This is a genomic window from Natronorubrum marinum (assembly GCF_052040125.1).
GTDB lineage: Archaea > Halobacteriota > Halobacteria > Halobacteriales > Natrialbaceae > Natronorubrum.
Map to the genome: position 1 here is coordinate 235,987 of NZ_JBPPFV010000001.1, position 19,835 is coordinate 255,821.

The 19,835-nt window shown below is 63.7% G+C and carries 17 protein-coding genes; 5 read left to right on the top strand and 12 right to left on the bottom strand.

Annotated elements, in window-relative coordinates:
* Positions 1 to 9: 9 nt before the first annotated feature.
* From ACSFC5_RS01270 to ACSFC5_RS01295, 6 genes are all read right to left on the bottom strand, one after another.
* Positions 10 to 321 (bottom strand): HalOD1 output domain-containing protein, encoded by a 312-nt coding sequence (locus ACSFC5_RS01270; RefSeq protein WP_440763457.1) that lies wholly within the window; start codon positions 319 to 321, stop codon positions 10 to 12.
* Between the two features lie 169 nt (positions 322 to 490).
* Positions 491 to 1,390, bottom strand: a complete 900-nt coding sequence (gene gnd, locus ACSFC5_RS01275; protein ID WP_440763458.1) for a phosphogluconate dehydrogenase (NAD(+)-dependent, decarboxylating) — start codon at positions 1,388 to 1,390, stop codon at positions 491 to 493.
* 268 nt (positions 1,391 to 1,658) lie between these two features.
* A complete protein-coding gene (locus ACSFC5_RS01280) occupies positions 1,659 to 2,096 on the bottom strand; it encodes a hypothetical protein (RefSeq protein WP_440763459.1) in 438 nt (145 codons plus the stop codon).
* 197 nt (positions 2,097 to 2,293) lie between these two features.
* The gene (locus ACSFC5_RS01285) at positions 2,294 to 2,758 is read right to left on the bottom strand and encodes a CopD family protein (RefSeq protein ID WP_440763460.1); all 465 of its coding nucleotides are present in this window, start codon (positions 2,756 to 2,758) and stop codon (positions 2,294 to 2,296) included.
* Positions 2,759 to 2,833: 75 nt separating this feature from the next.
* The gene (locus ACSFC5_RS01290; RefSeq protein WP_440763461.1) at positions 2,834 to 3,388 is read right to left on the bottom strand and encodes a metal-dependent hydrolase; all 555 of its coding nucleotides are present in this window, start codon (positions 3,386 to 3,388) and stop codon (positions 2,834 to 2,836) included.
* Between the two features lie 86 nt (positions 3,389 to 3,474).
* A complete protein-coding gene (locus ACSFC5_RS01295; protein ID WP_440763462.1) occupies positions 3,475 to 3,957 on the bottom strand; it encodes a deoxyuridine 5'-triphosphate nucleotidohydrolase in 483 nt (160 codons plus the stop codon).
* Between the two features lie 351 nt (positions 3,958 to 4,308).
* Here ACSFC5_RS01295 and ACSFC5_RS01300 point away from each other — a divergent pair, with 351 nt between their 5' ends.
* Entirely contained in the window at positions 4,309 to 6,279 is a 1,971-nt protein-coding gene (locus ACSFC5_RS01300) for an aconitate hydratase (protein ID WP_440763463.1), read from the top strand.
* 51 nt (positions 6,280 to 6,330) lie between these two features.
* Here the strand turns inward: ACSFC5_RS01300 and ACSFC5_RS01305 are convergent, their stop codons facing one another.
* The gene (locus tag ACSFC5_RS01305) at positions 6,331 to 6,558 is read right to left on the bottom strand and encodes a hypothetical protein (RefSeq protein ID WP_440763464.1); all 228 of its coding nucleotides are present in this window, start codon (positions 6,556 to 6,558) and stop codon (positions 6,331 to 6,333) included.
* 158 nt (positions 6,559 to 6,716) lie between these two features.
* Entirely contained in the window at positions 6,717 to 7,955 is a 1,239-nt protein-coding gene (locus ACSFC5_RS01310) for an NAD(P)/FAD-dependent oxidoreductase (RefSeq protein ID WP_440763465.1), read from the bottom strand.
* Positions 7,956 to 8,224: 269 nt separating this feature from the next.
* Between ACSFC5_RS01310 and ACSFC5_RS01315 the strand changes: the two genes are divergently transcribed.
* Entirely contained in the window at positions 8,225 to 8,818 is a 594-nt protein-coding gene (locus tag ACSFC5_RS01315; RefSeq protein ID WP_440763466.1) for a DUF6149 family protein, read from the top strand.
* A gap of 387 nt (positions 8,819 to 9,205) precedes the next feature.
* Complete coding sequence (locus ACSFC5_RS01320) at positions 9,206 to 10,441, top strand: polysaccharide deacetylase family protein (RefSeq protein ID WP_440763467.1); 1,236 nt, start codon at positions 9,206 to 9,208, stop codon at positions 10,439 to 10,441.
* Positions 10,442 to 10,642: 201 nt separating this feature from the next.
* On the opposite strand, the gene ACSFC5_RS01325 is transcribed toward ACSFC5_RS01320, so the two are convergent.
* The 3 genes from ACSFC5_RS01325 to ACSFC5_RS01335 all read right to left on the bottom strand — a co-directional run bounded on the left by ACSFC5_RS01325 (position 10,643) and on the right by ACSFC5_RS01335 (position 15,001).
* Entirely contained in the window at positions 10,643 to 12,001 is a 1,359-nt protein-coding gene (locus ACSFC5_RS01325) for an ABC transporter substrate-binding protein (RefSeq protein WP_440763468.1), read from the bottom strand.
* Positions 12,002 to 12,161: 160 nt separating this feature from the next.
* Positions 12,162 to 13,529 (bottom strand): ABC transporter substrate-binding protein, encoded by a 1,368-nt coding sequence (locus tag ACSFC5_RS01330; RefSeq protein WP_440763469.1) that lies wholly within the window; start codon positions 13,527 to 13,529, stop codon positions 12,162 to 12,164.
* Positions 13,530 to 13,786: 257 nt separating this feature from the next.
* A complete protein-coding gene (locus tag ACSFC5_RS01335; RefSeq protein ID WP_440763470.1) occupies positions 13,787 to 15,001 on the bottom strand; it encodes an ABC transporter substrate-binding protein in 1,215 nt (404 codons plus the stop codon).
* Positions 15,002 to 15,384: 383 nt separating this feature from the next.
* Here ACSFC5_RS01335 and ACSFC5_RS01340 point away from each other — a divergent pair, with 383 nt between their 5' ends.
* Complete coding sequence (locus ACSFC5_RS01340) at positions 15,385 to 18,558, top strand: methyl-accepting chemotaxis protein (protein WP_440763471.1); 3,174 nt, start codon at positions 15,385 to 15,387, stop codon at positions 18,556 to 18,558.
* Between the two features lie 109 nt (positions 18,559 to 18,667).
* Here ACSFC5_RS01340 and ACSFC5_RS01345 read toward each other — a convergent pair whose 3' ends face one another.
* Positions 18,668 to 18,835, bottom strand: a complete 168-nt coding sequence (locus tag ACSFC5_RS01345; protein WP_440763472.1) for a hypothetical protein — start codon at positions 18,833 to 18,835, stop codon at positions 18,668 to 18,670.
* A 100-nt stretch (positions 18,836 to 18,935) separates the two neighbouring features.
* Here ACSFC5_RS01345 and ACSFC5_RS01350 point away from each other — a divergent pair, with 100 nt between their 5' ends.
* The gene (locus ACSFC5_RS01350) at positions 18,936 to 19,817 is read left to right on the top strand and encodes a homoserine kinase (protein WP_440763473.1); all 882 of its coding nucleotides are present in this window, start codon (positions 18,936 to 18,938) and stop codon (positions 19,815 to 19,817) included.
* Positions 19,818 to 19,835 lie beyond the last annotated feature (18 nt).

Here is a 19,835-nt window from a genome sequence, read left to right on the forward strand (position 1 = left end):
AAAACCGGCCTACGCCGACGGCCCGCTATCCGCAACGCCCGACGATCCCGCCGCGCCGATCGTCACCGGCTCGAGCGAAATTTTCAACCCGTGCTCGACCTGCTCGACCACGACGGTGTGACTCGCGTACTGAAATTCAAGACTCGTAAAGCCGGAACTGGACGTACAGAGCGTGTCGAGAACGTCGGGATCGATCGCGTTATAAAGAGGGTCAAGCTCGAGTACGTCGGTGCCGGTTACCTCGCTGACGAGGTCGACGACGGCCATACTCGGCTGCTGGTCGTCGGTAGCTGACACCGTCGTCGAGTTGTAAGCGTTCATAACTCATGGTCTCGAGACCGGGAGTAAAGAAAATGACCCAATATTTCGGCCCGAGTCGGACAGGCAAAATCACAGTTCGACCCCCTGCAATGTCACGTTTGGTTCCGATTTGGTCGGTTTTCTTCCGCCGTCCGAAGCTCTCACGCCCGATCCGGGAATCGCGACGACGCTACTCCCGTCGCTGCACTTCGTGTCGACCGAAGCCGTATCGGAGGCGGTTCGCCAGCCGTCGTGAGAAGCGGCCGTCGTCGGCCCGCGAGCCGAACCGCTCGGACAACGCGGTGTAGATGAGCGGCAGGGGAACCTCCTGCTCGAGTCCTTCCTGGACGGTCCACGTCCCCGTCGAGCCGCCCTCGATGCGGTCCGCGACGTCGCCCAGATCGGAGCCCTCCTCGCGGAACGCCTCCTCGCAGAGTTCGAGCAGCCACGAGCGGATCACCGCGCCGTTGTTCCAGACCGATGCCACGTTCTCCAGGTCGAGGTCGTATCGGCCCTCGTGGAGCAGCTCGAAGCCCTCGCCGTAGGTCTGCATCAGCGCGTACTCGACGCCGTTGTGGACCATCTTCACGTAGTGACCCGAACCCGCGGGTCCCATGCGCTCGTGGCCGTCGGGCCCCGTCGCGACGGCGTCGAAGACGGGCGTCAGTTCGTCGTAGGCCCACTCGGGGCCGCCGACCATCAGCGAGAAGCCGAGGTGTGCGCCCGCGGGACCGCCGGAGGTCCCGCAGTCGAGGTACGCGGCTGCACAGCTTTCGGCCCGTCGGACGGAGTCCTCGAAGTAGGAGTTCCCGCCGTCGACGACGACGTCGTCCGAGTCGAGATGTCCCTCGAGTTCCTCGAGCGTCGCGTCGACAGCCCCGCCTGCGGGGACCATCAGCCAGATGCGTTTCCCTTCGCCGAGTCGGTCGACGAGATCCGCCACCGAGTCGGCCGGTTCGGCGCCCGCGTCCGCGGCCGTGGCCACGGCTTCCGGCTCGAGGTCGAAGGCAACGACGTTGTGGCCCGCCTCGAGCGTCCGATCGACGACGATCTGTCCCATCCGTCCGAGTCCGATTACGCCCAGTTGCATGCGGTCCACTCGGCGGGGGTGTGAGGTAGTGGTTGTGATTCGCGATACGCCACTCGGCGTTCGAGTCCGGTCTGATCTACGCTCGAGTTCAGCCGGGTCCACGCTCGAGTCGCGTTGGCCGATCCACTCGGTCGGTGCGCGCTGGCTGTCCGCTCGATCGACACGCGCTGGTCGAGCAGCGCCCACTGTGCAGGATCGGGGCACCTCGAAAATCAACGATTCGGCGACGGGCGAGCGAGGAACCCGTTCGATCGGCTATCAGCGCCGGCTAGTGGAGCGGTTCTTCGAGGCGCGCCCAGCCGATCGCGTCGAGGACGACGATGCGGTCGTCGTACCGGACGTAGACGCCGTTGTACTCGCAGCCGTTCCCGTCGTGATACGGCAGGGAGCCCCGAACGGCGTCGACGACGGACCAGGCGCCCTCGTGATCGATCGTGAGGTGTTCCCACTCCTCCTGTGCGTCGTTGCGAACCGCGCGGTCGATGGCGCGGCGCGCGCCGGGGATGTCGCCCAGCCGCTGGGAACTGATATCGACGACGGTGGCCCCGCGAGGGATCTCCTCGTGGGCAATGACTCGTGCGCCGAGGTCGGCTTTCGACCGCGACGGGCAGTCGGTCCGCTGGCCCGAGTGTAGCACGTATCCGGCGACCGCAGCGGTTCCGACCGCGAGCACCGACAGCGCCAGTTCTTTGCCCCTGATCATCATGGGAGTACGTTACAGTAACCAACTAAGTATCTTTCGCAAGAATATTTGTTCCTAAGACGTTTCCGGTCGAAAAACGATTCTGTCGCCAGTTTCCCGACGATATTCGACCAGTTCGCGGACGGACGTGAACCGAGGGTGCGTATCACACGCCGAACGCCCACGAGAGCCCGTTACCGCCGCGAGCGGGTCCCGAGTCGTCAGAGTAGTCGGACGACGTTCGTCGAGATCATGCCGCCGACCACGAGCAACGCGATGGAGACGACCGCCGCCGCGCGGTACATCGGGAGCGCCTTGTTCGCCGGTTCGCGCAGTTTCTTCCCGTTGAGTCCCGCCTCGAGCCGTTTCGCCCCGATTTCGACGAGCGCGGCGAGGACGGCCCAGAGGACGACCATGAGGAGGACGAGCTGGCCGTTCGTCGTCTCGAAGAGCCGCTCAGACGTGTACCGCGTTCCCGCGAGGTGGCCGCCCGAGAGCAGCAGCAGGAGCGCGCTTACCCGCGTGATGGTCGTGAGCTTGCCCGAGATAACTTCGAGGGGTTTCGTCGTGTTGAACGCCCCGTCCCGTGCGAGCGGGAGGACGACCAGCGCGACGAAACAGACGCTGCCGGCCCAGAGCGCGGCGAAGACGAGGTGGACTGTCTGGGCGAGGAACGTATCAACCATACGGAGTTGCTGGAGAAGCGGCAGTATCAGCGTTCCGACTCGCGTCGCTGCTCGCGTCCTCGATTCTGCAATCGGTCACTCGAGCCAGTCGGGCACCCACGCGACCAGTTGACGCCGGAGCAACGCGTAGGCCAGCGAGAGGGCAATACCGCCGACCACGACTGCCCTGGTCCAGCCGTCGAAGACGAGCAACGCGGGGACCGCGAGCGCGACGGCAAGGGCGGCGTCTTCCGGCGCGCCGTCGTAGCGAATCCAGCGCCGCGGTCGGATCCAGCGGCTTCGGACGTGATCGTAGACGGCGCGTTCGCTCCGATCGTTCCACGGATCCATCTCCGGGCCGCCGCCGAGCGCGTCGCTGGCGGCGTGGAGCCAGGCGGCGACGGCGAACGCCGCGAGGGCTGCCGTGGCGCTCGAGGGAACGACCACAGCGGCGATGACTGCCGGACCGGCGAGTGCGACGCCGGCGACGGGAAAGTGCAGCGTTCGTCGGTGGGCGAAGACGAGATCGAAGTCGGGCGCGAGTCCGCCGAGGATCGCTCCGATGGCCAGCGGGAGCGCAAACTCGGGAACGACGGCCGCGATGGGGGCGACGACGGCGAGTCCCGCGAACACGTGCGTGGTCGCCATCATTGCTATCGATCCCTCCGTCTGGAACGGTCAAAAGGATACGCGAACCGGTGGTTCATCCGATCTACAAAAAAGCAGGCCGAGGCGGTTCACTCGAGGTTCTCGCCCTGATAGCTGCCGTCGTAGACGTCCTCGTGGTTCGCCTCGGCGAAGACGAGTTGGGCGATCCGAGCGCCGCGTTCGATCTCGACGTCGTGGTGGACCTGCAACAGGCCCTCGCCGCGGCCCTCGTAGCCGGCGTCCCAGACGGCCGTGTTCAGCATACACGAGTTACGCATCAGCGACGAGCGAGGATAGACGAAGCCGATGTGACCCTCGGGGATCGCGATTCGCTCGCCGTAGCGGGCGACGTAGGCACCCTCCGGTAGATAGTACGTGTCGGGATCTTTCTTCTCGAGTTCCTCGAGCGGACGGGCGACCCGATCGCCGACCTGTTTTCCCTCTCGGCCGATGCGACCCGGTTCGAGCTGTTCGAAGACGACATCGAGCGTCAGGTCGACGCCGTTCGGCTGGATCTGATCGTCGGACGTCGGCGAGATGTGGTCGGCGACGAACGCGCCGGAGCGGAACATGTGGTGACAACGCCACGGAACCGAGAAAAGCGTATCCGTTCGTGATCGGGGGACGGGATACACCCGGCGGGTTGTGCAACCGAGGTGGGGCTGCGCTCGAGTCGGTCGTGGACGCTCGATCGAACGCGACGGTACTCGAGCCGATCGAACGCGGATTCGAGCAACATCCCAGCACCGGCGAAAATCGTCGATACTGGAACGTTAGTGTCCTCGAAAGGGAATCCGCCGGACGAACGTCCACCCGCGTGGGAATATTTACTCGAAGAGTAGCTGTTTCGTGGCCCGAAAACGGACGACGCCTCGCCAAAACACGCTGGATTTATCACGACGGAAAGCCGAGTTCTGGGTGCTATGGGACAAACTCTCACCGAGAAGATTCTCGACGACCACCTCGTCGAGGGCGAACTCGAGACCGGCGAGGAGATCGGGATCGAGATCGACCAGGTACTTACGCAGGACACGACCGGAACGATGGTCTGGCTCCAGTTCGAAGCGATGGGACTGGACGAAGTACAGACCGAGATCGCAGCCCAGTACTGCGACCACCAGACCTACCAGTTCGACTTTAAGAACACCGATGATCACCGTTTCCTCCGCTCTGCGGCCGGCACATACGGCGCTCATTTCTCTCGCCCCGGCAACGGTATCTGTCACAACGTTCACCGCGAGAACTTCGCCGCCCCCGGTAAGACGCTGCTTGGGTCCGACAGCCACACCCCGACCCCCGGCGGAATCGGCGAACTCGCCATCGGCTCCGGTGGCATCGACGTCACCGTCGCCATGGGCGGCGCACCGTACTACATCGAGATGCCCGAGATCGTCAGCGTCCGTCTCGAGGGCGAACTCCCCGAGTGGGCCACCGCGAAGGACGTCATCTTGGAGCTCCTGCGACGCCTGAGCGTCAAAGGCGGCGTCGGCAAGATCCTCGAGTACACCGGCCCCGGCGTCGAGTCGCTCACCGCCCCCGAGCGGATGACGATCACCAACATGGGAACGGAACTCGGCGCAACGACGTCGATCTTCCCGACCGACCACCAGACCGAGGATTACCTCGAGCGCGTCGGTCGCGGCGACGAGTACGTCGAGCTTCAGCCCGACGACGACGCCGAGTACGACGACGAAATCGTCGTCGACCTCTCCGACCTCGAGCCGCTGATCGCCCAGCCCTCGATGCCGGACAAGGTCGTCCCCGTCAGCGAAGTCGAAGGCGAATCCGTCGAGCAGGTCATCGTCGGCTCCTGTACGAACGGTGGCTACGAGGACATCCTCCCCGTCGCCAAGATGCTCGAGGGTCGCGAGACCTCGATGGAGACCGAGACGATCGTCGCACCCGGCTCCAAGCAAGCCTCCGAGATGCTCGCCCGCGAGGGCTGGGTCGCGGAGATGATGGCCGCCGGCGTCAACTTCTCCGAGGCCACCTGTGGAGCGTGTATCGGCATCGGTCACGTTCCGGCTTCGGACTCCGTCTCGCTGCGAACCTTCAACCGCAACTTCGAGGGTCGCTCCGGCATCGAAGACGACAACGTTTACCTCTGTTCGCCGGAGGTCGCGGCCGCAGCCGCGCTCAAGGGCGAAATCATCGATCCGCGAAACCTCGCCGACGAACTCGGCGACCTCGAGGCGCCCGGCGTCGAACTCCCCGACGAGTACAACGGCTCCAAGACGGACCTCATCGCCCCCGACGAGGCCGTCGACGACGAACTCATCAAGGGTCCGAACATCGGCGATGTCCCGCTGAAAGACCAACTCGGCTCCGAAATCAAGGGCGAAGCGCTGCTCAAGATGGAGGACAACATCACGACCGACCACATCATCCCTGCAACCCAGGACATCCTGATGTACCGGTCGAACGTCCCCAAACTGAGCGAGTTCACCCTCTCGCGCGTCGACGACACCTTCGCACAGCGCGCGCTGGACGCCGACGGCGGCTTCCTCGTCGCCGGCGAGAACTACGGCCAGGGCTCCTCGCGCGAGCACGCCGCCCTCTGTCCGATGTATCTGGGAATCGAGGGCGTCCTCGCACAGAGCTTCGCCCGGATCCACCGCGCGAACCTCTTCAACTTCGGGATCGTCCCGCTGACGATCGACGAGGACACCTACGACGCGATCGATCAGGGCGACGAGATCGAGATCGACGACGACGTTTACGACGCCGTCACCAGCGGTCAGGAGGAGTTCACGGTCCTCGTCAACGGCGACGAGTACACCGCGACGCTCGACGCCTCCGAACGCGAACGCGCAATCCTCGCCGCCGGCGGCAAGCTCTCCTGGACGAAAGACCAGGCCGAAGGTAGCAGCGGCGCTACGCCCGCGGACGACTGATCGGCTCGCTCACCGACGAGTCGCCGATTCGAATTTTTTGCACCGTCCGTATCAGGCGCGAGTGACTCGGTAGTAGTCAGTGAAGACGATTACCTCCCCCGGCTCGAGATCGGCGTCCGTCGCCGAAATCGATCGACCCTGCGTCAGTGCGCCGTAAAACGAGTCCAGCGTCTCCGTATCGAGTTGATCGACGTACCGGACGGTCGTCTCCGCCGTCACCGACTCGACTCGCTCGAGGTGTAGCGATCGACGGAGGAGGTCACTGGAGGTCATGTTCATTGTTACCAAATGTCTGTATTCTACTTAACCGTTGCGGACGTATCGGTGAAATTACGGCTCACACGCGGGTATTACCGGTCCTCCGGGCGGTATCGACGACTGACTAAGCGGATAGAACGGGACGAATCGACGCCGGTGATCGACCGCTCGCAGCGAGACTACTGCTCCTGTTCCGGCGCGAGGTTGTCGAGATCGACCTGCTTCTCGAGGAGGACCTCGGCCTGGTCGGCGACGACGCGCTGGTTGCGCATGAGCTGTTTGAACTTGCTCTGTGGCGAGAGATCGCCGATGAGGACGCCGCCGACGATCTTGCCGTCTTTGAACGCGACGCGACGCCACTCGGTGTCGCTGTACTTGCGCTCGGCGTGCTCGTCGCCGAGGGTAGGGTGGCCGAAGGAGAGAAACGGGAAGTCGAAGTGGGTGATCGAGTACGAGGAGACCCACTGGAACTCCTCTTCCTCGGCGTCGGCTGCCATGTTCACCGCGGCGACGCGACCCTGTTCTTTGGCCGAGCCCCACGAGCCGTTCTGGGCTTGCTCGCCAAGCAACACGTCGTAGAAGCGCGTGATGTCGCCGGCCGCGTAGATGTCGTCGACGTTGGTCTGCATGTACTCGTCGACGAGGATGCCGTTGTCCTGCTCGAGACCGGCTCCGCGGAGGAACTCCGTGTTGAAGGTCAGTCCGATGGCGACGCCGGCGAAATCGCAGTCGTAGCGCTCGCCGTTCGGATCGACGGCCGCGGTCACGGTACCGTCGTCGTCGGTTTCGAAGTGATCAACGCCGCTGTCGAAGACGGGTTCGACGCCGACGTCGCGCATGCCCTCGTGCATGATTTCCGCGCCCTCACTCGAAAGCGCATAGCGCCACCAGCGGTCGCCGCGCATCAGGTACTTGCCGTCGACACCCTGTGCACCGCAGACGGCGGCGAAGTCGATGCCGAGGAGACCGGCACCGACGACGACGGCGTTGTCGGCCGCTTCCGCGCTCTCGCGGATCCCGCGTGCGTCCTGGAACGTCCAAAAGTGATGGATCCCGTCTGCATCGCTGTTGTCGACGGGTAGCTGGGTCGGCGTCCCGCCGGTCGCGACCAGCAGCTTGTCGTAGGGTATGTCGCCGCTGTCGTGGGTGTGGACGACGTTTTCGTCGGTGTCGACGCTCGTCACGTGCGTGTCGAGCGAGAGGTCGATGTTGCGTTCCTCGTACCACTCTTCCTCGTGGATCGAGATGGGGGCTTCGGGGAGTTTTCCTTTCGCGTGTTCCTTGATGAGAATCCGATTGTACAGTGGCTCCCCCTCATCGGTGATGACGGTAATCTTCGCATCCGGGTCTTCTTCCCGGAGGGTCTCGGCAGCCGAACTGCCAGAGATCCCGTCACCGATGATCACGTACTGGGTCATATCCGGAACGTTCGTAATGCGGGTTAAAGTGGGTTGCTATCTCGTCTATTTCGTCCAGCCGCCAGACTGAAGACAACGATCGTGATATATCGGCCGAATATTGTAACGATTGGTAGCGAAGCCACGTCGCCTTCGTTCCAATTCTGGATGTTGCAAGGTTTGCTGTTATCTCTGACAGTTTCGAATCGAGCGGGTCTCGTCGCTCGACCGCCAAGCCGGGTACGTCGTTAGCCAAACCGTTATTGACCTGCCCCTCCGTAGTCGGCGACATGAAACTCCGTCAAAACGTTCGACACTTCGCCTCTCGGAAAGCCCTCGAGACGCCGGTCATTCGCTCGGTTGCAACGTCCGGGCTGGTTCGCATGCACACCAAAATCTTTCTCGATAAGGCCGACCCGGAGCGTGCTGACGAACGCAAAGACCACCTCGACGGCCTCTTCGAGGCGACGATGGATAGCTATCTGAAGGCGCTTCAGGAGGAGTACTCGGAGGCCGAAGCCCGCGAAATCACCCACATCCAGGCCAACTTCGACTTCTACAACCACGGCTGGACCGAGATGATGGAGATTCCCGTCGACGAACTCGAGGCCCACTACGACCGCTACGGGGAGTTCTTCGAGCGCTGGGATATCACGATCGACGACCCTCTTGGGCAGTTCGCGCCGCTGGAGGGGCTCCCCGAGGCACCCTCGACGCCCGAACGGCTTGAAGAGCCCGAACACCCCCACGCGGAGGGCGGGTTCGCGGACGACGTCTACGTCGAAACCGAAGACGGCGAACTCGTCGTCGGCGGACAGGAGGAACCCGACGACGCCGACGTCTCGAAGGCCGTCGGGGTCAGCGACGACGACCTCGAGGACTGATACGGGCTGCTGTAACGAGTTCCCTGGCACAACCCGGGCAGTCCTACGATTGCGCCGTAAACGACCGACAGCAGTCCGTATGAACCGTCCCGTCCAACACCTCTGAACCGCCTCGGGGTCAAGTGGTTCGAGACGCCTTCGGCGTCTCGTCATCAAGCGAGACCGGAGGTCTCGCGGACATCGCGGAGCTTCGCTCCGCTCGGTCACGGAAGACTGCGTCTTCCGGACGACCCCGAGGCACTCGCCTTGCTTATCTGTAGACCGCAATTCAGCCGACCGTTCGGCGAGTGGAACGGCCGCCGAACAAGCGTTTAGATTTTGATTTCTTTTCGGAGAGGGACAGTAACGACTACGTAACAATACCGGACGCTGTCCTGTTTCTCGCCAATGGACCGACGAACGTACCTCGCTGTCGCAACGTCAGCAGCGGCTGGACTCGCCGGCTGTGCCGACGCCACGTTTCCCAACTCGAATTCGGAGAACGGCGACGACGGATCGCCCTCGAGCGGTAACGGCAACGGGTCGCGAACCTATCCCGACGCCGCGGGAACCGACGACGATTTCGAAGACCTCGACCGGTGGGACGTCATTGGCGGCACGCTAACGGCCGACGAGAATCGAGCGCTCGTCGGCTCGCAGAGCGCTCGATTCGAGGTGACATCGGGGAGTGCCAGACTCGCGAAAACGTTCTCGGAATCGCGCGAGTTGACGGACGTCGTTCCCGGCGTCGCCGTCGCGTCGGACGACCTCGTCGTTCCGTGGCTCCGACTGGTCGACAGCGACCGCAATTCGATCGAGTACCGACGCGGGATCACCCCCCACCTGCCGCTCGAGCGGTACAACTTCGGCGTGACCGACGTCGACGACGGGTTCGACGCGGCGAGCGTCGACGAGGTCCACCTCCAGCTAAGCACGGGTGAGGGACAGAGGCGGACGGTCTGGTTCGACGACCTCCACTTCACCCCCCGTCCGGAGACGGGGAAAGTGATGATCCAGTTCGACGACGCCCACAAAACGGACTACACGAAGGCGCTGCCGCTCTTAGAGGAGTACGGCTATCCGGCGGTAACGTTCATCAACCCCAACTACGTCGAACGCGGCGAAGCCGGCGGGGATTCGCGGGTGACAACCGACGAACTTCGGGAACTCCACGACGCGGGCTGGTGCGTCGCGAACCACACCATGAGCCACCCGCAGTTGCCGGAACTCAGCGCGGCGGAGCAGGAAGCCGAGATCCGCGCGGGCAAGGAGTGGCTCGTCGACCGGGGGTACGAGGAGGGTGCCGAATACTTCGCCTACCCGTTCGGCCAGTACGACGCGACGACGATCGAACTCGTCGACGACTACCACGCGATCGGCTTCGCCGGCGGCCCGCCCGTTCAGGGATACAACACGAACACGCGGCTGGCCTCCCGAATCGGCGAACCCGATGCCGAGCGCGTCGAGCGGGCGCTCGAGCGGACGGCCGAGATGAGAGGCATTACGTCGATGTTCTACCACCGTCTCGAGGGCGAGGATCTCGAGGCGTTCGAAACGCTGGTCGAGACGGTCCACGAGTACGAGTCGAGGGGTGAAATCGAGATCATTCTTCCACAAGATCTCGAGGAACGGTACCTGTTCTAACGCGACGACCGTCCCCGCTCGGGGTCCTCATCGCGGTGTCGTCGCACCGACTGCACCGACAGTCCGTTTCGCGTCGCTGAGCTTGCAGTTCGCCCCGGTTCGGCTGTCGCTCGCGTTCGTCGTCACGAAATGGACGGCAATCCGTCGAAGACCAGCCGATTCAGCGTCGCAATCGGTTCGGCGTCGCAGTCTGCCGCGAAATCACTCGAGCCACGGCGGCGTCACGTAGTCGGCGGTGGCCTGCTCCTCGGGCCAGACGACTTCCTGGACGCCCTCGCCGTCGTCGGTTTCCTGCCACTGGAAGTAGAGGGTATCCTCCCGCCGATAGACGAGGTCGTGTGCGAACTCGTGGCTCGGATCGTGGAACTCGGCGGTGCCGGCCGCACCGGTAAACGAGGTCGTCTCGATCTGCGAGACCAGTTCGTCGGCGTCGAGCGTCCCCGATTCCTCGACCGCGTGGGCGAACAGCATGACGGCGTCGTAGGTGTGATATCCCGTGTAGACGGGGTTCGCACCGTCGAAGGCGTCCTGATAGGCCGTGACGAACGGCTGGGTCTTGTCGGTGATCGTACTGGTCGCCGTCGCGCTCGTCTGGCCGACGCCGTATCGACAGGCACCGCCGACCAGGTCGTAGTACGCCGGTAGCTGCATCGGGACGTGGATCCCGCCGAACGCGAACGGTCGCGGCTGGGGTTGGGGATCGGGTCGGTTCGGATACGACCAGTCGAGAAGCGCCTCGGTCCCGGTGTGGGCCGTCGTGATGAAGACCGCGTCGGCTCCTTCCGCCTCGGCCTCGTCGTAGAGATCCGAGAAGTCGCTCGTCGCCGGAGGGTACCGCTCTTCCATCGCGATCTCGACGCCCGTATCGGCGAGTTGCTCCTGGTAGACCTCCCAGGGCTTTTCGGTCCACTGGTAGTCCTCGGCGAGCAGCGCGACGGACTCCCAGCCGAGGTCCGGACCCATGTCGTCGATGAAGTCGATCTGCATCTGTCCGAGATCCGAATCGTTGTTCGGCCCGACGCGGAAGTGGTACTTGTAGCGGTCGTACTCGTCGTGAACGAGTTTGCTGGCCGCCGTCGTCGCTGCGCCGGAGGTGAGATGGAGCGTCTCTTGCTCGGCGATATCGCCCATGATGTTCATGAGCGCCTCGCTCGCGAAGACGCCGACCGTCACGTCTGCCCCCTCCTCGAGGACGAGTCGCTGGTACTGGCGACGGGCCTCGAGCGGACTCCCGTTCGTATCGCCGACGACCATGTCCACGTCCTGGCCGTCGATACCCCCGTTCTCGTTGAGTTCGGCGACGGCGACCTCCGCGGCTCGGACGATCGACCGACCGATGTAGTCGCTGTCCGGATCCGGTGCCAATACTCCGACCGTCACCGACTCCTCCTCGGTGCTGCTCCCGACGACAGTCTCGTAGGAGCTGAGACAGCCCGCGAGGGAGACGCCCGCAACGGTTCCCCCTGCCGTTCTGAGCAGCGTCCGGCGATTCAGTCGTCGTCCTCGTCTCGCACTCGAGTGCGTCCGTCCCGACGTATCGTGGCCCTCGGCCCCGGTCATACTGCACCTCGTTCACAGGTATCTATGATAATAGTTGCCAAGCAACTATCAGAACTGATTTTTTGAGCGTGGCCACTGGAGGGCGGGTTTCGGAGACGACAAACCGATACCGGTCGTCGACGACGACCAGGATCCGCAGACGGAAGCGGCGGGACGGTCGTCAGCGGCCCGCGAGCCACGGTGGCGTCACGTACTCGCTCGTCGCGTACGACTCTGGCCAGATGACCTCTCTGACGCCCTCGCCGTCGTCGGTTTCCTGCCACTGGAAGTAGATACCGACCGTCGAGTCGTCGTCTACGTTGTAGACTCGATCGTGTGCGTGAACGTGGTCCGTATCGTAGAATTCGACTGCCCCAGTGGCACCGGTGTACTCGATTCCCTCGAGTTCCGAGACCAGTTCGTCGGTTTCTGTCGTCCCGGTGCGCTCGACGGCCTCGGCGAACAGCGCGACCGAATCGTACGTGTAGTAGCCCATATCCTGTGGATAGGAACCGAACGTGTCGTAATAGCGTTCGACGAACCGGGGCGTTACCTCCGTGATTTCGCTTTCTTCCGTCGCAGCCGAGTACCCCAGCCCGTATCGACACGCTCCGTTCGTGTCCTCGTAGTACGTCGGCATCTGCATCGGGACGTGGATGCCGCCGAACGCGAACGGTTGCGGCCGGGGTTGGGGATCTGGTCGGTTCGGATACGACCAGTCGAGGAGTGCGTCGGTACCCGTATGCGCCGTCGAGATGAACACCGCGTCGGCGCCCGCTTCGACGACGTCGTCGTATATCTCCGAGAAATCGTTCGTCGCCGGGGGATAGCGCTCGTCCATCACGACGTCGACGGGGGTGTCAGTGAGCTGGTTCTGATAGATGTTCCACGGCTCGTCGGCCCACGGATAATCCTCCGCGAGCACCGCGATCGACTCCCAGCCGATATCGGTCGCGACATCGTTCATGAAGTTGATCTGTGCCCGACCGAGGTCGACGTCGTTCGTCGGTCCGACCCTGAAGTGATACTTGTAGCGATCGTACTCCTCGTGCACCCGTCGACTCGCGATCTGGGTCGCCGCGCCGGCGGTGAGATGGAGCGTCTCCTGCTCGGCGATATCGTCCATGATGTTCACGAGCGCCTCGCTCGCAAACATGCCGACCGTCACGTCGACTCCCTCCTCGAGAATGAGCCGCTGGTACTGCCGGCGGGCCTCGAGGGGGCTCCCGTTCGTATCGCCGACTGCCAGTTCGACCGTTGTGCCGTCGATACCGCCGTTCTCGTTGAGTTCGTCGACGGCGACCGTGGCCGCCTGAGCCATCGACCGGCCGACGAAGTTGCTCTCGGGCTCGGGAGCCAGTATCCCGATCGTGATCGTCTCCTCGTCGCTGCTGGTTCCGGTGATGGATTCGTAGGAACTGAGACAGCCCGCGAGAGAGATTCCCGCTGTCCCGCCGGCGGTCATTTTGAGCAGCGACCGCCGATCTAGCGACCCGGATCGCGCGTTCGAACCGAGGTCGCTCGCTCCACTGTACCCACGTTTATTCATACCATACTACTGTTATCTCTTCGGTTCCTTAATATTTGTGGGCAAATGAGACAGGCCGAGTGGATACGGAACGATCAGTGGGAATTCGACGTCAGTTCCCGGGATCGAAGAAATGTATGTTTGGTTTATTCTCGTTTACTTAGATTATTTCCAATGGTGAATAGAGCCGATAAATCTGGACCGGAGCGACGGTACCGATCGAGTCGAAACCGAAGCCAGTTCGCGTCGTCATGCCGACTCGAGAGGGCGTCGATCGCCTACAACCAGCTGGGGTCGACGTAGTCTGCCGTTGCCTGATCGTGAGGCCAAATCGTCTCCTGAACTCCCGCCCCGCCGTCCTCTCGCCACTGGAAGAAGACCGGGTGGGCGTTGTCTTCGCCGTAGACGACGTCGTGAGCGTGCGGGTGATCCCGATCGTAGAATTCGATCGTTCCGGTCGTCCCGATGTGTTCTGTCGCCTCGAGTTCGTCGACGAGGACGTCGCTGTCGAGGGAGTCGGCTCGTTCGACCGCCTCGGCGAACAGGTTGACCGCGTCGTAGGAGATGTAGCCGGTGTACACCGGCGTGCTCCCGTCGTGGAACGCCTCGTAGTCGCTGACGAAGGGCTGGGTGTACTCGGTCAGTTCGCTCGTCGCCGTCGCGCTGGCGTACCCGACTCCGTACCGACAGGCGCCGCCGACCATGCCGTAGTACTCCGGGAGTTGCATCGGAACGTGGATTCCGCCGAAGGCGAACTCTCGCTGGTCCGTCGCCCAGTCCAGTATCGCGGCCGTTCCGGTGTGGGCGGTCGAGATGTACGCGGCGTCCGCACCCGACTCCGCGACGGCGTCGTAGATGTCGGAGAAGTCGTTGGTTGCCGGCGAGTATCGGTCCCACATCGTCACGTCGGTCGTGTCGGTCGGGAGGTTCTCCTCGAACGTTTCCCACACGCCGTCGTTCCAGGCGTAGTCTTCGGCCAGCATCGCGACCGAGTCCCACCCGATCTCGGGACCCATCTCGTCTAGGAAGTCGAGTTGCACCTCGCCCAGCGTGACGTCGTTGACCGGTCCGGCACGGAAGTGATACTTGTAGTCGTCGTACTGTTCGTGGACGAGCCGACTCACGGACGACGTCGCGGAGCCCGCCGTGATGTGGATCGTCTCCTGTTCGGCGATTTTGTCGATAATCCCCTGCAGCGCTTCGGTCGAGAACATACCGATCGTGACGTCTGCGCCTTCCTCGAGGACGAGGCGATCGTACTGGCGGCGGGCCTCGAGCGGACTGCCGTTCGTGTCGCCGACGACGGTCTCGATCTCCCGACCGAGAATGCCGTTCTCGTCGTTGAGCTGGGCGACGGCGAGTTCGACGCCGTGCTCGATCGACCGACCGATGAAGTCGCTGTTCGGATCCGGGGTCAGTATCCCGATCGTAATCGGTTCCTCGTCGTCGCTCGACCCGGCGACGGTTTCGTATGCATCGAGACATCCTGCCACCGAGACGCCGGCCGCCCCACCCGCTGCCGCTCTGAGGAGTGTACGGCGCTCCAGTGTAGAAGACGCGGTCGACAAAGTACGTGCATCCGTGCACCTCTCTTCGGTCATACCGGGCTGAGATTTCGACCTCCGTTTCTTAACAGTTGTGGAGAGTGTCTCACGGCGGTCGTACGGCGTGAGCGTAGTTTCGACGAAGCAGACTGATTGGAAGAAATTCCCGGATACGCGCTGTCAGAATAAATTTCACCACAGCAGGGGAGTTTTTCGACCGAACGAAGCGCTATCTCTACATTCGGTGAAAATACCACTTTGATAACTGATTATCAGCTCCGATAACGGCGGCTGACAATTTATGTAGGGACACTCTCACCCCTACTATATCTATGGACGTCTTTCGACGATTGGTACCATCAGCTATCCGCCGTCGATACGCGGTCAAGTTCGGGATCGTGCTATTGATACTCGGTCTGGGGGTTGGGTTGGTCGGGTTCGGTGCGACCGCTGGAATCACGAATCAGGTAGAAGATCGTGTACAGGACGATCACACGTCGTTCGCCAGTCAGGAAGCACAGAACCTCCAGATGTGGAACCAGCAAAACGAGCATACGATCGGGGTGATCGCCTGGTCCGACGTCGTCGCCAGTGACGAGCCGGACGCGATCGAAGAGCGGTTCCTCGACTGGGAGGAACACCTCGATGCGGACACGCACGCGATAAGTTACGTCGACACGGACGAGGGGACCGTTCTCGCGAGTACGGACCTCCAGACCGGCGGCGCGGAACCGGCGACGATCGACGACATCGAAGCCGTCCCCGCCGAGGCCTACGACGAAGCCGCCGAAACGGACGGTGTGCCGTGGGTTTCCGACGCCTACACCGTCAACCGCGAACTCGGTGACGAACAGGTCACCGTGATGACGTACGTGCTGTCGGTCCCGAACGCGGACGACAGAGCGATCGTCTACACGGCAGAACTCGAGGCGCACGCGAATCGCCTCGCCGACGACGACGGGATCACGACGATGGTCGTTGACGGGAACAACAACGTGATGGCCGACAACGAGGGCTACGGCGAGGACCACGAGACGCTCGGTCTCGCTTACGGCGACCAGAACGCCGACGCCATCGTCGAGCCGGCACGAACCGAAGGCGCCGGGACCCATCAGGTCCCCGGCTCTGCGCTGAACTTCGACACCGCCGCCTACGACTTTAGCGACGACGAGGACTACGTCGTCAGTTCGGCACGCGTACTGGGGACTGACTGGGTCGTCGTAACTCACGAACCCGAGAGTCAGGCGTACGGGTTCGTCAACACGGTCAACGACTGGGGTATCTACGCGACACTCGCCGGCGTGCTCATGATCGGGCTGATCGGTGCCGTGCTCGGTCGGAACACGGCCGTCTCGATCGATCGTCTTACCGACAAAGCGAGCAAGATGGAAGAGGGCGATCTCGACGTCGATTTAGAGACCAAACGGGTCGACAATATCGGCCGGCTCTACAACGGGTTCGACTCGATGCGCGTTGCCCTCCGGGAACAGATCGAAGAGGCGGAATCAGCCCGCGAGGACGCCGAACGCGAGCGCAAGCGGGTCGAAGAGATCAACGGCCACTTAGAGGAGAAAGCCGACGAGTACAGCGACGTTATGGAGGCGGCCGCCGACGGTAATCTGACCGCTCGGATGGACGCCGAAAGCGACAACGAGGCGATGGCGGAGATTGCCGACGAGTTCAACCAGATGCTCGAGGAGATCGAGCAGACGGTGGCCGAACTCAACCGGTTTGCGACCGACGTCGCAACCGCCTCCGAGCAGGTGACCGCCTCGAGCGAGGAGGTCCGATCCGCCTCCCAGCAGGTCACCGAATCGATTCAAGAAATCTCCGACGGTGCGGAGCGACAGAACGAGTCGCTCCAGTCGGTCAACCAGGAGATGAGCGCGCTCTCGACGACGACCGAAGAGATCGCCGCCTCCTCGAACGAGGTCGCCGACATCGCCGAACGGACGGTCAACACTGGCCGAGACGGCCAGCAGGCCGCCCAGGAAGCAATCGCAGCGATGAACGAAATCGAGACCGAAGCGGGTGGCGCGGTCGACGAGATCCGCCGGCTCGAGCAGGAGGTCCAGCAGATCGACGAACTGATCGCGACGATTTCCAATATCGCGCGCCAGACGAATATGCTGGCACTGAACGCCAACATCGAGGCCTCTCGATCCGCAGGTGGTCAGGACGACGAAGGGTTCTCCGTCGTTGCGAAGGAGGTCAAGGCCCTCTCCGAAGACGTCGCGGAAGCGGCCGACGAGGCGGAAGACCGCCTCGAGGCGATCCGCGAGCGGACCGAACGGTCCGCCGACGAAGTCGCGGGCACCAGCGAGAACATCGAAGACGCCGGCGAACAGGTCGAAGAAGCCGTCAAGGCGCTCGAGCAGATCGCGGACCTCGCCCAGGAGACCAACGTCGGTGTTCAGGAGATCTCCGCGGCGACCGAAGAGCAGGCGGCCTCGACGCAGGAAGTCGTCGCCATGGTCGACGACGCCGCGACGGTCTCCGAGGAGACCACCTCCGAAGCCGAGAACGTCGCCGCAGCGGCCGAAGAGCAGACCACCGCACTGACCGAAGTGACCAAGTCCGCCTCGAACCTCTCCGGACAGGCCGCAGAGCTCTCCGAGGCGCTCGACCGGTTCGATACCGACGCCGACCGCGCGGATCTCGAACTGGATTTCGACGAGGACGACGATCCGGACCTGCCGGGACTCGAGACCGGCGACGAAGCGTCGGAAGCGCAGACGGATACGTCGACGGAGGAACGGAGCCAGGGCCAAGGGATCACGCTCGAGTCGAGTCAGACCGAGGCCAGTGACTCCGCCGAGGCGACCGATTCGAACCCGGAGCAGTCGACCGAGACGTTCCAGACTGAGTCGACCGACACGGCGGCCCGGTCGGGAATCAGCGACGAAACGTCGACCAACCCGGCGTCGACCACCGATACGATCGAGTCGGAGTCCGCCGAGACTGACGCCGAACCGGCACCGACACCGACGTTCGATGCGGACCCTGCGCCAGCATCGGAAGATGGGGAACCGGCGACACCGGAACCCGACGCCGAACCGGTGACCGACGCCGACACCGAGCAGGAGACACCGGTGACCGACGCCGACCAACCGGAGGCTGATGCGACCGAACTCGGTGCCGAGGAGATTCTCGGGATCGACGAGGAGACCGACGCGGACCAGTCGGCCGGCGAACCGGCATCCGAGCCGGAGACCGAATCTGCCACCGACGACGGAACGGATCCGCTCGGAGACGACGATACGGAACCGGGCAAAGACGCTACCGATTCGCTCGGCGACGGCGATACAGAGCCGCTCGGTGACGAAACCGCAGAACCGCTCGAACCGGTCGAGGAGACCGAAACCGAGACCGACGCAGAGTCCGAAGCGACCGATGACGAGAGCGCCGGCGATCAGGACGAGGTCGAGAACACTAGCAGCCAGGACGACGCGGACGATACCGTCGAAAACGACGTGTTCACGTTCGGGAACACGGACGACGAGTAACGGTCCGCTCTCGAGTCGAACCGAACCGCGATAGTCGATCGTTCTCGGTGGGGTTCACCGTCGGCGATCCGACGAACGCGTCCGGAATCCGTACTCGTTGTTTTCGCAATCAGTCGCCGAGTGGAGACTGAATCGAGTGCCGTTCCGGAGCGTCGGCGACGGCCGTTCCGCAGGTCGGGCCCGTCTCGAGCACCCACGATGCGCTGATGGCGGCTGCGGACGAGCCGAACCGGGCCTCGAGCAGCGGACGGGAAACCGCATCGTAGTTCGTTCGCACGGTCGACGTTCGATTTGACCGTCGTCGCCTTGGGGATCGGTCGCCCGCCGGGCCGTCGCGGTCCGCTACCTTTTTGCCTGCAGTCTCGGAAGCAATCGGCATGCTCACCGTGCGGGCACCGGCGACGAGTGCGAACCTCGGGAGTGGCTTCGACGTCTTCGGCGTCGCTCTCGGGACGCCCGCCGACGTGGTTCGAGTCGAACGCGCGCCGGAAACGCGAATCTCGATCACCGGCGCCGGCAGCCAGTACATTCCGGAGGATCCGAAGCAGAACACCGTCGGCGCGGTCGCCGACGCGCTCGACGCACCGGCCCACATCAAGATCGACAAGGGGGTCAGACCCTCGTCCGGCCTCGGCTCGTCCGCCGCGAGCGCGGCCGCGGCGGCCGTCGCGCTCAACGCGCTCTACGACCGCGGTCTCTCGCGGGAAGAACTCGTCCCGATCGCCGCCGAAGGGGAGGCGCTCGTCTCCGGCGAGGCCCACGCCGACAACGTCGCCCCCTCGCTGCTGGGCGGCTTTACCGTCGTCACCGACGACGACGTCACGCAGGTTGACGCGCAGATCCCCGTCGTGGCCTGTCTCCCCGAACAGTCGGTGTCGACGCGCGACGCGCGCGCGGTCGTTCCCGACTCCGCTACACTCGAGGACGTCGTCGACACCGTCGGCAACGCGTCCACGCTCACCGTCGGCATGACCCGGGACGATCCCGAACTCGTCGGCCGCGGAATGAACGACGCCATCGTCACGCCCCGGCGCACCGCGCTGATCGACGGCTACGACGACGTTCGGGAGGCCGCCCTCGAAGCGGGCGCGACCGGCGTCACGGTCAGCGGGGCCGGACCGGGAATTCTCGCGGTCTGTCACCGGCAGAATCAACGGGATATCGCCGGTGCGATGGTCGATGCGTTCGAAGCCATCGGGATCGATTGCCGCGCGTACCAGACCCACGTCGGCGAGGGTGCCCGGCTGTACCGGGACTGATCGTCACCGTCACCTCGA

What these genes read in the sequence shown, in the direction of transcription:
- ACSFC5_RS01270 (WP_440763457.1), bottom strand. Translation starts at nt 321, where the DNA reads ATGAACGCTTACAACTCGACGACGGTGTCAGCTACCGACGACCAGCAG.
- gnd (WP_440763458.1), bottom strand. Translation starts at nt 1,390, where the DNA reads ATGCAACTGGGCGTAATCGGACTCGGACGGATGGGACAGATCGTCGTC.
- ACSFC5_RS01280 (WP_440763459.1), bottom strand. Translation starts at nt 2,096, where the DNA reads ATGATGATCAGGGGCAAAGAACTGGCGCTGTCGGTGCTCGCGGTCGGA.
- ACSFC5_RS01285 (WP_440763460.1), bottom strand. Translation starts at nt 2,758, where the DNA reads ATGGTTGATACGTTCCTCGCCCAGACAGTCCACCTCGTCTTCGCCGCG.
- ACSFC5_RS01290 (WP_440763461.1), bottom strand. Translation starts at nt 3,388, where the DNA reads ATGATGGCGACCACGCACGTGTTCGCGGGACTCGCCGTCGTCGCCCCC.
- ACSFC5_RS01295 (WP_440763462.1), bottom strand. Translation starts at nt 3,957, where the DNA reads ATGTTCCGCTCCGGCGCGTTCGTCGCCGACCACATCTCGCCGACGTCC.
- ACSFC5_RS01300 (WP_440763463.1), top strand. Translation starts at nt 4,309, where the DNA reads ATGGGACAAACTCTCACCGAGAAGATTCTCGACGACCACCTCGTCGAG.
- ACSFC5_RS01305 (WP_440763464.1), bottom strand. Translation starts at nt 6,558, where the DNA reads ATGAACATGACCTCCAGTGACCTCCTCCGTCGATCGCTACACCTCGAG.
- ACSFC5_RS01310 (WP_440763465.1), bottom strand. Translation starts at nt 7,955, where the DNA reads ATGACCCAGTACGTGATCATCGGTGACGGGATCTCTGGCAGTTCGGCT.
- ACSFC5_RS01315 (WP_440763466.1), top strand. Translation starts at nt 8,225, where the DNA reads ATGAAACTCCGTCAAAACGTTCGACACTTCGCCTCTCGGAAAGCCCTC.
- ACSFC5_RS01320 (WP_440763467.1), top strand. Translation starts at nt 9,206, where the DNA reads ATGGACCGACGAACGTACCTCGCTGTCGCAACGTCAGCAGCGGCTGGA.
- ACSFC5_RS01325 (WP_440763468.1), bottom strand. Translation starts at nt 12,001, where the DNA reads ATGACCGGGGCCGAGGGCCACGATACGTCGGGACGGACGCACTCGAGT.
- ACSFC5_RS01330 (WP_440763469.1), bottom strand. Translation starts at nt 13,529, where the DNA reads ATGAATAAACGTGGGTACAGTGGAGCGAGCGACCTCGGTTCGAACGCG.
- ACSFC5_RS01340 (WP_440763471.1), top strand. Translation starts at nt 15,385, where the DNA reads ATGGACGTCTTTCGACGATTGGTACCATCAGCTATCCGCCGTCGATAC.
- ACSFC5_RS01350 (WP_440763473.1), top strand. Translation starts at nt 18,936, where the DNA reads ATGCTCACCGTGCGGGCACCGGCGACGAGTGCGAACCTCGGGAGTGGC.